This is a genomic window from Roseobacter sp. YIN89 (assembly GCF_057219365.1).
On sequence record NZ_JBXVVD010000003.1, the window covers coordinates 299,578 to 314,802 of the forward strand.

Genomic DNA, 15,225 nt, shown 5'->3' on the forward strand with positions numbered 1-15,225 from the left:
GATTTGCATTGGAATACCACGTCTGGCCAAGTAAAGTTTCCCGAAGTGGCGATATTGGGAGGCGAAATAGTGAATTTTTTGAGTGACGGCGGGAAAAGTGATCAAAGCAGCTTGGACAGGTTTGATCGCGCGATTCTGACGGTTCTGGCAGAGGACGGACGCATCAGCATCACAGATCTTTCGAAACGTATCGGACTTTCCAAGTCGCCGACGCAAACCCGTTTGCGCCGCCTCGAAGAAAGCGGCGTGATTATTGGCTACCGCGCGATTTTAAATCCAATCCGTCTTGGGCTCGATCATGTTGCCTTTGTTGAAGTACGCCTGAGTGACACCCGCGAAGCCGCCTTGGTCGCCTTTAATTCTGCCGTCGCACGCATTCCTGAGATCGAGCAGGCGCATATGATCGCCGGAGACTTTGACTATCTGCTCAAGGTGCGCACACAGAACATGGCCAGTTACCGGCGTTTTCTGGGAGAGACGGTTTCATCGCTGCCCTACGTCTCGAACACATCCACCTATGTCGCGATGGAGGCGGTCAAAGAGACGATGCTGGCAGATGCCACTTGATCTGCCCGGCGAACGCGCCACCATAGCGGTATGACACGCTTGATCTTTGCTTTTCTTTTTCTGTCCGGTCCCGTGCTGGCCGAATGCCCTGCCGCCCGCGATATCACTGCTGATATGGATGTTCTCATCTCAGAAATCCGGGCAGCGCCTGATGACCGCGCCGCACGCGATGTTTCCGGCAAAATGTGGGAGCTATGGCTAACGGCGCCCGATGCCGCCGCGCAAGAGGCGTTGGATAATGGCATGCGTCGGCGGGCAAACTATGACTTTCAAGGCGCGCTGGTGCATTATGACAAGCTTGTCGACTACTGCCCTTCCTATGCCGAAGGATACAATCAACGTGCGTTCATCTATTTTCTGACCGGAGACTATGAGAAAGCGCTTGTCGATCTTGACGCAGCGCTCGCCTTGTCACCGCGCCATGTTGGGGCGCTGTCTGGCCGGGCGTTGACGCTGATGAACCTTGGCCGGACGGATGACGCGCGCACACAGTTGATTGCCGCCTTGGACGTGAACCCATGGCTGTCAGAACGTTTCCTCATGATGGATGGCGGCCCGCTCGCACCCAAAGGCGAAGACCTCTGATAGGTGCGGGTGCTGCGCGCACACGGAACCACCAGGACTAGATACTATGTGCTGCGCTGCAGCTAGGTTTGCCCGGCGCGATACGCATCGCTATCGCCAGTTTGTCTAGCTTCAAGACGGGCTGAACGTAAGTGGGCCAACGATGCCGGTCGCATACAAATTTACACCTTACCGCAGCGCTGATTGCAGGACGACCGGTGCTTGGGCTGCGCTGCTTTAGAAAAATTTTAGCAAGCTGTGATCCTCAAAACATTGGGCGTTAAGCGCTCCGAAACGCTTGTTTGATAGCCCGAAGGACGAATTTGGGCGCGATGGCACATGCCGCGCGGCTTTAACCCTATCAGAGGACACCAAGATGGCCCAATCAGAGCAGTCCAAGAAGCGGATGAATCCGTTCAACACAATGTTCGCAAAGTGTACCCTTATGGTATTCATCTGTGTCGTGTCGGTCGTGGGAACGATATCTCTGCTGGAAGGGCGCTCGAAGGGTGCGATGGTGAATGCAACCTTGGGCGAGCGCGCAAGCGAAGTGACAGGCTTGCTTGCGCTTCAATTGAGTGGTGCCATGCGCTTTGGCAATCAGCAAGCGGTCGAGCAATCCTTGACGGATGTGATCAGCGCGGCTGAGCCGGACGCAATCGGCGGTTTTGTCGTGGCCGCCAATGGCAGCGAGCTATTCGCAACCGAGAACGAACGTTTCGATGTCTCCGCAGCGCGTGAATTGGCTCAGTCAGTTCTGGAAACAGGCGCTCCTGCAACCGCTGCAAACGGTTTGATGACGGCGGTTCCATCCCTGTTCGGAGACACGGCGGATGTGGCGGGCGTTGTTGTCACCGGTTGGTCAAATGAAAATCAACTGGCGCAATTGCAGGCGTCGCGGGAACGCAGCTTGGCCATCGGCGTGGGTGTGATGCTGATCAGCCTTATCGTGACCGGTGCCTTCTTGCGCGCACAAATGTCCAAGCCGTTGTCTAGGATAGAGTCTGTCATGGATCGCGTGGCCAAGGCCGATTACGATGTCGACGTACCGTATGTGAAACGCGGTGATGAAATGGGAAAGATGGCAAGGCGCCTCGATACGTTTCGGATGGCCCTTGCGGACGCCAAAAATGCGGAACTGGAAAGCGCATTTAAGAGTGCTGCTTTTGAAGGCTCCAGCGCGCCGATGATGGTAGTGGACAGCGACTTGAAACTGATCTTTGTCAATCCGTCGTGCGAAGCGCTTTTGCAAAATATCTCCGATGAAATATTGCGCGATTGGAAGGGGTTGGATCCCGACGCCCCACTAGGGGCCGATCTCTCCGACTTCACGAGCCTGTCTCGAGAAGTTGACGACATATCGAAAAGGGGGGCTGCGGCGTTGCCCCTTGCCAGGACAATTCGGATCGGTGACGCCAGTTTCGAGGTCAAGCTCAACGCGGCTTTGGGCCGTGACAGGGAAATGATCGGTGCCGTGATACAGTGGAGTGACCGCACGCAGTCCGGCCGCAATGCTGCTTTGCTGGGTGCAATTGACGAAAATCAGATCCGTCTTGAATTTCTGGATGGCGGTGAATTTGACGGTGCCAATGAAAATGGCCTTGCGGTATTGGGAAGTATTGCCAATTCCACTGACCGGTTGCAGCTCGGCGATGTTTTTGACGGAGAAACCAGCGGCCGATTTACGTCCTCCTCGCTGGTGGACGCGGTGCTTTCCGGTCAGGCCGTGAAAGGTAAATTCCTGATCAAGTCGCACAATGCCGATGCTGAAAGTTCAATTCTTGATGGAGGATTTGCTGCTGTTTCAGATCCCGCAGGTCGGGTTGAGCGGATTATCTTTCTTGGTACAGACGTGTCCGAAGCCGAGCACGCGTCGCAACTTGCGCAAGAAGAACAGGAACGAATTGCCGCAGAACAGGTGCATGTTGTCACAGAGTTGGGTGTGGCACTCAAGAACCTCGCCGAAGGTGATCTGACCAAAACCCTCGTCGCGTCCTTCCCGCAGGAGTACGAGCAATTGCGCTCCGACTTCAATGATGCTCTGGTTTCGCTTCAGCAGGCGGTGGGAGCCGTTACGCAGAACGCAGATTCCATTCGTAACGAAACCCGTGAAATTACATCTGCGGCGGACGACCTGTCGCGACGCACAGAAAAACAAGCGGCAACACTCGAAGAAACAGCTGCCGCTCTGGACGAATTGACAAGTTCTGTCAGAAGCGCGGCTGAAGGTGCTGATGCTGCAGCCAAAATTTCGGATGACGCCCAGTCGAATGCAGAGAAAGGTGGAGACGTGGCGCGTTTGGCCGTCGAGGCGATGGATGGTATAAAATCATCCTCCCAAGAAATTTCAAAGATCACGTCCGTGATCGACGACATTGCTTTCCAAACCAATCTTTTGGCGCTGAACGCAGGTGTGGAAGCCGCACGTGCCGGAGAAGCCGGGCGCGGATTTGCGGTTGTGGCGACAGAGGTGCGTGCTCTCGCACAAAGATCGTCTGACGCTGCGCGTGAAATCAATGAGCTGATTTCCAGTTCCGGTGACCAAGTCCAGCAAGGCGTGATGTTGGTAGACCAGACCGGCGAGGCATTGTCGGCTATCGTTGACTCGGTCGCAGAGATTTCTGAACGAGTGGCAACCATTGCAGCGTCGGCGCGCGAACAGTCTACCGGGTTGAACGAGATCAATACAGCAGTGAACGAGCTGGACAGTGTCACGCAACAAAATGCAGCGATGTTCGAGGAGACAACTGCCGCGAGTCATGCGCTGACATCGGAGGCGGATGCTTTGGTCGCCGCGGTCGCGCGCTTCCGCTTGAACAATGCGGGGGCCAGGTCATCGCCGGTCGGCAAACCTGAACCAAACGGATCTCGCAAAGACAATGCCCCGTTTCCTGTCCAACCCAGCCCACCGGTAAAGGCGGCCGGCAATGCCGCCTTGGCCGAAAATTTAGAGACTGAGCTGGACGCTGGGTGGGAGGAATTTTGATCGTGCCCGGCCGAATATCAGACGCCAAAGCAGACGCGGTTTCCAACAAAAAGGCAGCTTCGGACACAGCGCGCTGGCTGACGGGAAGATCGCGAATAACACCCACGGTTAGCCAAGGCCGCGGCTTTCATTAATGCCTATTCAGCGTTATCACTTCCTGCAAACCGTGCAGCCCAAGACGCTCGGTCATCATCCGATACCTTTGCGAACAAGACTTCGGGCACCGAAAAGCTTTGCCCCGGGGTCATCGACGTCAACGCCTCTCGGATGTCGGTTGGCCAGGCCGCGGGTGCCGCGGGAAAGGCTTGCGCGATCTTTTCGGCAGCATCCGGGATGAAAGGTGACGAAATAGCGCCAAAAAGGGCTGCCATATTCAGACCAAGCCGCGTTTGCATCGCCGCCTTTTCAGGGTCTTGTTTAAACGTTGTCCATGGTGCCACTGTTTGCAGATATTCGTTGCCGCTGGCCCAGATCGCCCGAAGCTCTTGCGCGGACTTGCGAACCTCCATCCGGTCCATACAGCGTTGATAAGCTTCAAACCTGTCCGACATAGACGCGATGACAGCCTCTTCGTCAGGCCCGAATTCGCCGCCGTCCGGTATTTCTGTGCCGAATTTGGACCTGCAGAATTTGGTGATGCGGCTTACAAAGTTGCCCAGAACATCCGCAAGGTCCTTGTTTACGGTCGATTGGAAGATTTCCCACGTGAATTCAGCATCGCTGTTTTCGGGTGCATGTGCGAGCAGCCACCAACGCCAGTAATCAGCGGGCAGAATGTTGAGCGCCTGATCCATGAAAATCCCACGACCCTGCGATGTCGAGAACTGACCGCCATCATAATTCAGGTAGTTGAAAGACTTCAGGTGGTCGACCATTTTCCAAGGTTCGCCTGCGCCTAAAATCGTTGCCGGAAAGCTTAACGTGTGAAACGGAACGTTGTCCTTGCCCATGAATTGCGTGTAGCGCACATCATCGGCGCCTTTGTCTGTGCGCCACCACCGTTCCCATGCCGCGTCGTCCAATCCTTTCGCTTGCGCCCACTCACTGGCGCAGGCGATGTATTCAATAGGTGCGTCAAACCAGACGTAAAAGACCTTACCCTCCATTCCGGGCCAGTCTTTGTCGCCGTTCTTCACCGGAATGCCCCACGACAGATCGCGCGTGATCCCACGATCTTGCAAACCATCGCCGTCATGAAGCCACTTCTTTGCGATCGACGTGGTCAGGACCGGCCAGTCTTTTTTACTGTCGATCCAAGCATCAAGATCGTCTTTCAGCGCTGATTGCCGCAGGTAAAGGTGCTTTGTCTCGCGCACCTCCAGATCGGTGGACCCAGAGATGGCAGATCGCGGATCAATCAGATCGGTTGGATCCAACTGCTTGGTGCAGTTCTCGCACTGATCGCCGCGAGCGCGGTCGTACCCGCAATTTGGGCACGTGCCTTCGATGTAGCGATCAGGAAGGAAGCGTTTGTCTGCGTTAGAGTAAACTTGCTTTTCTGACACCTCGTCGATCAAGCCTGCGTCATGCAAACGTCCGGCGAAATGCTGCGTCAGCCTGTGGTTTTGCGGGCTGGACGACCGGCCAAAATGGTCGAACGACAGGCGAAACCCCTGCGCGATTTGCGCCTGAACCGCGTGCATTTCCGCACAATATTCAGCCACCGGCTTGCCTGCCTTGGCTGCTGCCAGTTCAGCCGGTGTCCCGTGCTCATCAGTGCCGCACAAAAACAAGACTTCATGTCCACGTGCCCTGAGGTAACGCGCATAGAGATCAGCGGGCAGCTGGCTGCCTACCAAATTGCCGAGATGTTTAATGCCATTGATGTAGGGAATGGCCGAAGTGATAAGGTGGCGCGCCATGAAATGCCCCGTTTGGTCTTTTGCGTTCTGTCCCAATTACCGCAGCTTGCGATAAAGAGCCACGGGCAAAACGCGCTTATTCGTCGCCTTTACGGCGGCTCCAGCCTGTGAGTCGGCCAATCGTAAAGGATGTGCGTGGGCTGTAGGTGTATCTGGTCTTGTTCACAGGCGTCGGGCGTGCGCTGAGACGCGCCAATCCAAAGACGACGAGCAGAAGGTGCCCCGCGGCGATCATGGCAAACAATGCTGCCGGACCATAGGCCTCGATCAACACAGACGCGAGAAACGGCGCGGCAATGGCGCCGAGGGCGAAGTGGAACATAAGGGCGGCGGAAAGCTCTACGCGTTCGTCATCGCGGGCAAAGTCATGCGCGTGCGCGGCGGCAACCGAATAGATCGGAAATGTTGTAAAGCCGAAAAAACCAGCGGTCAGCATGATCCCTGATGTGCCCAGCCCTGTTGACAGTATGGTGATCACAGAGCTTGCGATGGCCGCCAGCGAAAGCCAGATCAGCACCCAGCGGCGGTCATATTTGTCTGCCAGCCACCCAGCCGGATACTGCGCAACCGCGCCCCCCAAAACAAAGGCCGACAAAAAATAGGCAATCTGATCTGTGCTCAGGCCAACTTCCTGCCCGTACACAGGACCAACCATGCGAAAGGACGCGCTTGAAAGGGCCGCAACGACCACCGCGGCGGCTGCCAGCGGAGAACGGCGGCTGGCAAGGCCGGGACGCAGCCGTGGCGAACTTGGCGTCGGCGGTTGCTGGACGCGCGTCAGGGCGAGGGGCAGCAGGGCTGCGCAGCAGATAATGGCCAGCAGGTTATACGACACGTAGGACGCCGGAGCGAGAACGCTGATGATCATCTGTGCGGCCAGTGAGCCTGTCATGTCTACAACACGATATACAGCCATGGTGCGCCCACGCGTCTCGTTGGTTACTTTAGCCTGAAGCCACGCTTCGATCACTGTATAGCAGCCAGCTACACACATGCCCGAGGCGATGCGCATTGCGGCCCACGCATAAGGGTCAATTACCAGCATATGGCTCATCAGCCCAATTGCGCCTGCTGCGGTGAAGGCTGCAAAAGCCCGCGAGTGCCCGACACTGCCCATCAGTCGTGGCGCCCACCAGCAGCCGATGAAAAACCCCAAAAAATGGGCAGAGCCAAGAAGGCCGATATGCTGTTTTGTAAAGTCGAGCGCGATGCCCGAGAGCGCATCAAGCGGTCCGACACCTCCGGAGGACAGTTGTAAAAGAATGACGGACAAAAAGAGGGCAGCAAAGGAGATCAGGAGGCGCATAATACAGGCACCATAGACGCTGCCCTGTCTGCGCCTATCGGTTATTCGACAAAGGGCGTCGCTTTTAGGTGGTGGCGCGCAGTTCTGCGCGAATGTCGAGTGCGACGGCGTCGGCGACAAGCGCAGGGTATCCTGCGGCGCCAAAACGCGTCCGGCTTATTTCGCCCGTCAGTTGCACGCTCAGTCTCTCCAGTGCGTCTGATGGAGTTCCTGCGGGGCGTGATACTCGCGCCGACAGGATGATCGGGTGGGTCACGCCGCGCAGGGTCAAAAGACCTTCTATCTTTGCACCTTCAGAGATGCGCCCTGTGCGACCCAGAGTGATGTCGGTTGATCGGAAATGCACGGTTGGGTAGGTCGTCGCGTCAAGCACTGCAGGGCTGAGAAGTGCTTGTGTCATCAAAACAAACCCCGTGCGTGCTTGGGTTACATCAGCGGTCACTTCGGCAGAAGATTCCTTCAGGCGGTCAACGTCAATCTGGATATTGGCCGTTTGCACGGGGAGGGTGCCTTGCTGAGTTGTGCCATTGAGCAGGAACGCAAAGTTAATGGCCGAAACCGCCGTTATCAGCTGGTAACGCCGAGCCGTGCTGAGAGCTGGCGTGCCGCAGGCGCAAAGGCCGGCTGCGATGAAGTGGCGTCGACTGATGAGGGGGCGCATCAAGCATCCTTTTGCGGTTTACAGGTTATCTATACCGGAACTTCAGGTTTTCCGATCGTTTCACGCAGTCTTGATCTGAGGTGCCGGGCTTGCATGAGGTTGGTGGATGGTCCAGCTTTTGTGTGGCGCTGTGCGGGCGCGCAGGCGTTGCAGGTGCCAGCTGTCGCAATCGGCTGCGTGCCGGGGTGACAGTTGCCAGCGTGTTTCAACGCCCGGTGCGCCACCATCACCCGGTGTGCACAACAGCCCCATAGGGGTGTGTTGACCCAGATTGGCCCCTGTCTCTGCGGCCAGATGCATACGTCTGATCTGTGTCAGGTTAGGCAAAGCAGGTAAGTCAGCTACAACAAGCGCCACCGCGCCCGAACGCAAGACCTCTTCGAGCGTCCACAGAATGTCTTCGGCACGGCGCGGTGCCACGAAAAGCAGTCTGGATGGATCAATCCAGGCGCTTATTCCATCTGCGTGCAGCCTGTCCTTTTCCCAGTCGGTGGCAACCCAAAATACGGGCCCATCAGTTTGCGCGGCAAGCCATAATGCGAACGTGCGCCGGGACGGTCCACACGCTTCATGCACACGGCCTTGCGTCAGTTGCAGCTCGGCGGCTCCAGGCAGCAGCGAATAGCTGGGTGCGGCACGCGCAGGACGGCGCGAAAGGAGAGGGTGAACAGCGGACATGCGAATAATTTAGTATGTTCTTTGTTTGTTCTCAACTTTGAACTTGCGATCAAGGGCAAAAAACTCAGGGTGCTAGAGAAACGTTAAATCCAGATGCACTACAACCTGTGAAGTTCAGCGCATTGGTGCCAGTCAAAGGGATCGACTTATGAAAATGAAGCCATTGGGGCGTTCTGGAATAGAGGTTTCGGAACTTTGTCTTGGGTCGATGACATGGGGGACACAAAACGTCGTCGAAGAGGCGCATGACCAGATTGACCGCGCGCTTGATGCAGGCATCAACTTCATCGACACCGCTGAAATGTATCCGGTAAATCCCGTGTCAGAGGAGACGATCGGACGCACCGAGCGTATCATTGGGCTATGGTTTGAACGCGACGAACGGCGCGAGGACGTAATCCTTGCAACCAAACACTCGGGCGAAGGCATGCGGTATGTTCGTGACGGGGCGCCGATTTCGTCAAAAACCATATCCGAGGCAATTGAAGGATCATTGCGGCGTCTCAAGACAGATTACATCGACCTTTATCAGTTTCATTGGCCGAACCGCGGAAGCTATATGTTTCGCAAAAACTGGAGCTATGACCCGTCTGGCCAACTCATGCTCGACACTCAGGCCCATATGGAAGATTCTTTGGAGGCGCTCCAAAAGGAGGTCAAACGCGGCACCATTCGCGCGTTCGGCCTCAGCAATGAAAGCGCTTGGGGGACGACCAAGTGGTTGCAGGCGGCCGAAAACGTCGGTGGGCCGCGGGTGGCGTCCGTACAAAACGAATACTCGCTTCTGTGCAGGCTTTACGACACCGACATGTCCGAAATGAGCGTGCAGGAAGATGTGCCCTTGCTGGCGTTTTCGCCGCTTGCTGCGGGCTTGTTGACGGGCAAGTATCAGAACGGGGCGATGCCGGAAAAATCACGTATGTCGCTCAATAGTGATCTTGGCGGGCGCAAGACGGATCGTGTCTTTGACGCGGTTCAGGGGTATCTTGACGTAGCGCAGAAGCATGGATTGAATCCGACGCAGATGGCCCTGGCGTGGTGCAAGACCCGTCCGTTTATGGGGTCAATCATTTTTGGTGCAACTACGATGGAGCAGCTCGAAGTCTGCCTGGGTGCCGCGGATCTCGAATTGTCCGAGCAGGTGCTTGCGGACATTGATACGGTGCACCGGGCCCATCCGATGCCGTACTGATGCCGGTTGCGGCAAGGATGGTGTCGCTTTACCGGCTGCGAAGCGAGCGCTTGATCCGCTATACAAAACCGAGGTGAGGTGGCACCTGAGGGTATAAAAAAGAGGGGGGCATACAATGCCGCTGACAATGAACAGGGAAGTATTCATTACATGTGCGGTGACTGGTTCCGGTGGTACGCAAGACCGCAGCCCACATGTGCCGCGATCGCCAAAACAGATTGCCGAAAGTGCAATTGCCGCCGCGAAGGCTGGCGCGGCGATCGTTCATTGCCACGTACGGGATCCTGACACCGGTACGCCGAGCCGCGACCTTGTATACTACCGTGAAGTGACCGATCGCATTCGAGATGCGGAGGTTGATGTGGTGCTGAACCTGACGGCGGGTATGGGGGGCGACATGGTCTTTGGCAGCAGTGACCGACCGCTGCCTTTGAACGAGAGTGGTACCGATATGATCGGTGCAGCAGAGCGTGTGGCGCATGTGGCGGAATGCTTGCCGGAAATCTGTACCCTTGACTGTGGTACCATGAATTTCGCTGAAGCGGATTACGTGATGACCAATACCCCGGGCATGCTTACCGATATGGGCCGTCGTATGACTGAACTGGGCGTCAAACCGGAGATCGAGGCATTCGATACCGGTCATCTGTGGTACGCCAAACAACTTGTGGCGGATGGGGTGCTGGACTCACCTGCGTTGGTGCAACTTTGCATGGGCGTCCCGTGGGGCGCGCCGGATGACCTGAATACCTTCATGGCGATGGTCAATAATGTGCCTGATGACTGGACGTTTTCCGGGTTTGCACTGGGGCGCAACCAGATGGCCTATGTCGCCGCCGCTGTGCTTGCGGGCGGGAATGTACGCGTGGGGCTTGAGGATAACTTGTGGCTTGAAAAGGGCGTGCTCGCTGAAAACTGGCAATTGGTAGAACGAGCCGTGTCAATCATTGAAAACATGGGCGCGCGGGTCGTTGGCCCGCAGGACGTGCGCGACAAGCTGGGCTTGGAAAAACGCGCTCCGGCGTCATGATATCCCTGTGTTGCCGCTGGCTGATGGTGTGTCTCAGCGTTGTCGCGGTGACTGCATGCAGCTTTGATGCGCCCGAAACCGGGTTTAGAGATGCTTCCGTGCCTTTGGGCGCAACGTCGCGGTTCGATGCATTGGCATTCTCCGGCGAGTGGTTGCTTGTTGCGAGCTTTGATCCCAGAGAAATGGCGCCACTGGTTGTTACCCCCGCTGCCGAAGTCGCGCATCTGCGCATCACCAGCAATGAAGTCCCGGAAGTGGCCGGACTTTATCGTGAGGGTGTTCCGGGCGAGTTAATACCCGTTTCGGGCGATGGCGATACGCTGGTGGTGATGTGGGTGGACGAGTCATTTCAAAGCGCAGCGATCGGGACATCTTCTGGCAGTTTCGGCGCCGTACTGAACCGCGCCCCCGAAATTCCTTCTGACCGCGCGCGGGCCGCGCGGGATGTTTTTGCATTCTACGGCTGGGATGTCAGCCGTTTGAAAAGGACGATCCAATGACACAAACGGCAGCAATCATCGGCGGTGGGGTCATCGGTGGTGGATGGTTGGCGCGTTTTCTGCTCAACGGCTGGAACGTTCGGGTGTTCGATCCCGATCCCGAGGCAGAGCGCAAGATAAATGAAGTTTTGCACAATGCGCGACGCAGCCTGCCCGGTCTGACCAACGCGGTGTTGCCGCCGGAAGGCACCCTTTCATTCCATTCCACAATTGCTGAGGCTGTCTCGATTGCAGAGTGGATACAAGAGAGCGTTCCCGAACGCTTGGATATCAAACGCGACACCTTTGCCCAGGTACAAAAAGCCTGTGACCCGGGGGCGATCATTGGATCGTCTACGTCGGGATTTAAGCCGTCCGAATTGCAGCAAGGGGCGTTGCACCCGGACCAGATATTTGTCTGCCACCCGTTCAACCCGGTTTATTTGCTGCCTTTGGTCGAATTGGTGACCACCGAGCAAAACGATGCGTCAAAAACAACGACCGCGCAGGATATTCTGACGCAGATCGGAATGTATCCACTGCATCTGAAAAAAGAGATCGATGCACATGTAGCTGATCGCTTTCTCGAGGCGGTGTGGCGCGAAGCGCTTTGGTTGGTCAAGGACGGGATCGCAACAACACAAGAGATCGATGATGCCATTCGGTACGGTTTTGGCATCAGATGGGCCCAAATGGGCTTGTTCGAAACCTATCGGGTTGCAGGTGGCGAAGCGGGAATGCGTCATTTCATGGCTCAGTTCGGGCCGGCGCTGTCATGGCCGTGGACCAAGTTGATGGATGTGCCGGAATTTACCGACGAATTAGTCGACCAGATTGCCGAGCAGTCGGATGCGCAGTCCGGTGCCTATTCGATACGGGAACTTGAGCGCATTCGCGACGACAATCTGATTGCAATGATGCGCGCGCTAAAGGTGCAGAATTGGGGTGCCGGCGCTCTGCTGAATGCGCATGAAAAAAATCTGCGTGCGGGCACGGATCTTGATTTGCAGGCGGAGGATATCGAAGACCTGTCAAAGCCGATCATAACAGGCCACCGTGCGGTGCCGCTGGATTGGACGGATTACAATGGCCACATGAATGAAGCCAAATATCTCGAAGCGTTTGCTGACGCGACTGATCGTTTTATGGAGTTGATCGGATGTGACGCAGACTATATCGCGACCGGCGGCAGCTATTTTACAGCCGAGACGCACATTCGCCATCTCGACGAAGTGCACGCGGGTGCAGTTATTCGCATTGAGACACAGGTGCTTTTGGGGGGTGGAAAAAAGATGCATTTGTGGCACGAGATGTACGAAGGTGAGAAACTGCTCGCCACAGGAGAGCACTTCTTGCTTCACGTCAGTCTGGAGACCCGCCGGCCGTCGGCCCCAAGTGCACTGATTGACGCGGCATTGCAGCGTATCGCTGCGGCACATGCCGATCTTCCGCGACCGGAAGGCGCTGGGCGTGCGATCGGCGCACCGCGGTGAGGCGTGTTCTAATCACAGCAGGTGCTACAGGGATCGGGCGGGCCATGGCAGACGCATTTGCCGCCGCCAAGTACGATGTCTTTGTAACAGACGTTGATGCTGCAGCACTGGAGGATTGCCCGACAAACTGGCACCATTTCGTCGTGGATGTCCGCGATGAGAAACAGATGCAAGACATCTTTTCCGAGGTCGGCGCGCTTGAAGTACTTTGTGCAAATGCCGGCGTCGCCGGACCGACAGAACTTGTTGAAGATATTTCCATAAGAGATTGGAAAGATTGCATTTCTGTCAATCTGGATGGTGCTTTCATAGCGGCTAAATGTGCAGTGCCTGCTATGAAAGTCGCGGGTCGCGGGTCGATCGTCCTGACCTCATCCACTGCCGGGCTATTCGGGTACCCGCATCGCGCACCTTATGCAGCGGCAAAATGGGCGGTTATTGGCTTGATGAAAACGCTCGCGATGGAACTGGGGCCGTTTGGAATACGCGCCAACGCCATCTGTCCGGGCGCGGTAGAAGGGCCGCGTATGGAAGGCGTTTTGGCACGCGAGGCAGCAGCCAAAGGCATGAGCCGCGATGACGTTTATCGTGGATATGCTGCCGGTACATCGATGCGCCAGTTTGTCGAAGCGGAGGACATCGCAAATATGGCGGTCTTTCTTGGCTCTCGGGCGGCGCGGTTGGTTTCGGGGCAGGTTATCGCGGTGGACGGTCACACCGAGAACCCGGACCCAAAGCTGTGATCGGCGCTGTAGGACAAGTGATACCGCGCCATGTTTGAGGCGTTACCTGCGCTCTGGATTGTTGCATCATTGGCCGCGGCGGGGTTTCAGACACTACGATTTGTGATGCAAAAAGTTCTGTCGATGGAAGGGCTGAGCCCGACCGGGGCCACCTTTGCGCGGTTTTTGTATTCAGCACCGATCGTTTTTTGCGCCAACGTTATGTATCTCGCGACAAGTGACAGCGTATTGCCGCCGTTGGTTGGTCAGTTTTGGGCCTTTGCAATGCTAGGTGGGTTGGCGCAAGTCATTGCGACGGTCTGTGTGGTGTCACTGTTCAAGACGCGGAATTTTGCGGTAGGCGTGACCCTGATGAAGACCGAGGTGATCCTTTCGGTTGTTATCGGTTACCTGTTGCTTGGGGATCAGGTCACTTGGGCAGGGTTTGGGGCCATAGCTGTGGGCCTCGTTGGCGTGTTGCTGCTGTCAGCCCCGCCGGAAGTGCGCGGGTGGGGTGTGCATATTTTGTGGAACCGCAGCGTTTTCCTCGGCTTGTCATCGGGTGTTTTGTTTGCCGTTTCGGCTGTTTGTTATCGTGGCGCATCGCTTGAGATCGCATCACAAGATCCCGTCTTGCGGGCTGGCGTGACGCTATCGGCGGTAACTGCAATGCAGATGATCGGCATGGCCCTGTGGCTCCGGTGGCGGGATTCCGGGCAGGTGAGCGCTGTCTGGGCGGCGCGAAAAACTGCAGTGTGGGTTGGCCTTTTGTCGCTCGCGGGCTCGTTTTGCTGGTTCTTTGCTTTTACCTTACAGGCCGCAGCTTATGTAAAGGCAGTTGGCCAAGTTGAGCTGATCTTCAGTCTCATGGCTTCGATGCTGGTTTTTTCAGAACGCAGTAGTGCGCGTGAACTCACAGGAATGGCCGTTTTGACACTTTCAATCCTGATGCTGATCCTCGTGATCGATTGACGTCACTACGTTGGCTGTGATGCGGCATCGCCGTAAAGACGGCGAAACAGGCTTTGCTCATCCCGGTTTTTAAAAAATGGCACGCTTTTCGGGGGTGCCGTATCAGAGACGCGGGCGGCAATTTCGCTTAACACCACTTCGGTGATAAACGGCATATCGAGCGACCGGATATCATCAAGGCCAATCCACTGCAGGTGAGATAACTCGTCAGAAGCGGCTGAGAAATCATCGAGATCACTGGCGATGTCGGACGCATCCACTAAAAAAAAGCGTGCATCAAACCGTCTTGGCCGGCCCGGTGGCGTAATGGCACGAAACACGAATTGAAGCGCGGCCATGTCAGGAACATGGCCTGTCGCGGCGAAATTGAGCCAGTCCTGCGGTGGTGTTTCTGCCCAAACGCCTTTCTGCCCCAAAATCATACCGGTCTCTTCCCACATCTCTCGAATGGCAGCGATGCCAAGTGCATGAGAAAGGTCGGTTTCGGTGTCTTCGGCCAGCCGTCGCCGACACAATTCCGGCAGCGGTCGAGCGGCTGCGATTGCAGTGTCACCAACATCCACAGCGCCGCCGGGAAACACAAATTTGCTGGGCATGAACGCGGCCTTGGTACCGCGCTGACCCATAAGAATACGAGGGGCGGTTTGCCTGTCTCGAATTGCTATGACCGTTGCGGCGTCGCGGATTGCGGTTTTGTCTTGTGATGTCACTTC

General features: G+C 56.3%; 14 protein-coding genes. 9 read left to right on the forward strand and 5 right to left on the reverse strand.

The window, feature by feature from the left end; all coding sequences use genetic code 11:
- Positions 1-69 precede the first annotated feature (69 nt).
- From AC2D8V_RS13765 to AC2D8V_RS13775, 3 genes are all read left to right on the forward strand, one after another.
- Positions 70-567, forward strand: coding sequence for an Lrp/AsnC ligand binding domain-containing protein (locus AC2D8V_RS13765; protein WP_484734151.1), 498 nt, complete (start codon positions 70-72; stop codon positions 565-567).
- A 30-nt stretch (positions 568-597) separates the two neighbouring features.
- Positions 598-1,152 (forward strand): tetratricopeptide repeat protein, encoded by a 555-nt coding sequence (locus AC2D8V_RS13770; protein ID WP_484734152.1) that lies wholly within the window; start codon positions 598-600, stop codon positions 1,150-1,152.
- A 355-nt stretch (positions 1,153-1,507) separates the two neighbouring features.
- Complete coding sequence (locus AC2D8V_RS13775; RefSeq protein ID WP_484734153.1) at positions 1,508-4,117, forward strand: methyl-accepting chemotaxis protein; 2,610 nt, start codon at positions 1,508-1,510, stop codon at positions 4,115-4,117.
- A gap of 137 nt (positions 4,118-4,254) precedes the next feature.
- On the opposite strand, the gene metG is transcribed toward AC2D8V_RS13775, so the two are convergent.
- The 4 genes from metG to AC2D8V_RS13795 all read right to left on the reverse strand — a co-directional run bounded on the left by metG (position 4,255) and on the right by AC2D8V_RS13795 (position 8,624).
- A complete protein-coding gene (gene metG, locus AC2D8V_RS13780; protein WP_484734154.1) occupies positions 4,255-5,979 on the reverse strand; it encodes a methionine--tRNA ligase in 1,725 nt (574 codons plus the stop codon).
- A 76-nt stretch (positions 5,980-6,055) separates the two neighbouring features.
- Complete coding sequence (locus AC2D8V_RS13785; protein WP_484734155.1) at positions 6,056-7,285, reverse strand: MFS transporter; 1,230 nt, start codon at positions 7,283-7,285, stop codon at positions 6,056-6,058.
- Between the two features lie 64 nt (positions 7,286-7,349).
- The gene (locus tag AC2D8V_RS13790; RefSeq protein WP_484734156.1) at positions 7,350-7,946 is read right to left on the reverse strand and encodes a YceI family protein; all 597 of its coding nucleotides are present in this window, start codon (positions 7,944-7,946) and stop codon (positions 7,350-7,352) included.
- Between the two features lie 60 nt (positions 7,947-8,006).
- Complete coding sequence (locus AC2D8V_RS13795) at positions 8,007-8,624, reverse strand: ImuA family protein (RefSeq protein ID WP_484734157.1); 618 nt, start codon at positions 8,622-8,624, stop codon at positions 8,007-8,009.
- A 148-nt stretch (positions 8,625-8,772) separates the two neighbouring features.
- Here AC2D8V_RS13795 and AC2D8V_RS13800 point away from each other — a divergent pair, with 148 nt between their 5' ends.
- The 6 genes from AC2D8V_RS13800 (at position 8,773) to AC2D8V_RS13825 (ending at position 14,512) form a co-directional block, all read left to right on the forward strand.
- Positions 8,773-9,816: an aldo/keto reductase gene (locus AC2D8V_RS13800; protein WP_484734158.1), complete on the forward strand. Its 1,044-nt coding sequence runs from the start codon at positions 8,773-8,775 to the stop codon at positions 9,814-9,816.
- Between the two features lie 115 nt (positions 9,817-9,931).
- Positions 9,932-10,846: a 3-dehydrocarnitine:acetyl-CoA trimethylamine transferase BcoG gene (bcoG, locus tag AC2D8V_RS13805; RefSeq protein WP_484734159.1), complete on the forward strand. Its 915-nt coding sequence runs from the start codon at positions 9,932-9,934 to the stop codon at positions 10,844-10,846.
- Positions 10,843-11,346: a lipocalin/fatty acid-binding family protein gene (locus tag AC2D8V_RS13810; RefSeq protein ID WP_484734160.1), complete on the forward strand. Its 504-nt coding sequence runs from the start codon at positions 10,843-10,845 to the stop codon at positions 11,344-11,346. Before bcoG ends, AC2D8V_RS13810 begins: the two co-directional genes overlap by 4 nt.
- A complete protein-coding gene (locus tag AC2D8V_RS13815; RefSeq protein ID WP_484734161.1) occupies positions 11,343-12,818 on the forward strand; it encodes a carnitine 3-dehydrogenase in 1,476 nt (491 codons plus the stop codon). The genes AC2D8V_RS13810 and AC2D8V_RS13815 overlap by 4 nt, the downstream gene beginning before the upstream one ends.
- Positions 12,819-12,862: 44 nt before the next feature.
- A complete protein-coding gene (locus AC2D8V_RS13820) occupies positions 12,863-13,561 on the forward strand; it encodes an SDR family oxidoreductase (protein ID WP_484734162.1) in 699 nt (232 codons plus the stop codon).
- Between the two features lie 30 nt (positions 13,562-13,591).
- Entirely contained in the window at positions 13,592-14,512 is a 921-nt protein-coding gene (locus AC2D8V_RS13825; protein WP_484734163.1) for a DMT family transporter, read from the forward strand.
- 5 nt (positions 14,513-14,517) lie between these two features.
- Here the strand turns inward: AC2D8V_RS13825 and AC2D8V_RS13830 are convergent, their stop codons facing one another.
- Positions 14,518-15,222 carry an NUDIX hydrolase gene (locus AC2D8V_RS13830; RefSeq protein WP_484734164.1) on the reverse strand — a complete coding sequence of 235 codons (705 nt, stop codon included), beginning with the start codon at positions 15,220-15,222 and terminating at the stop codon, positions 14,518-14,520.
- Positions 15,223-15,225: the final 3 nt, after the last annotated feature.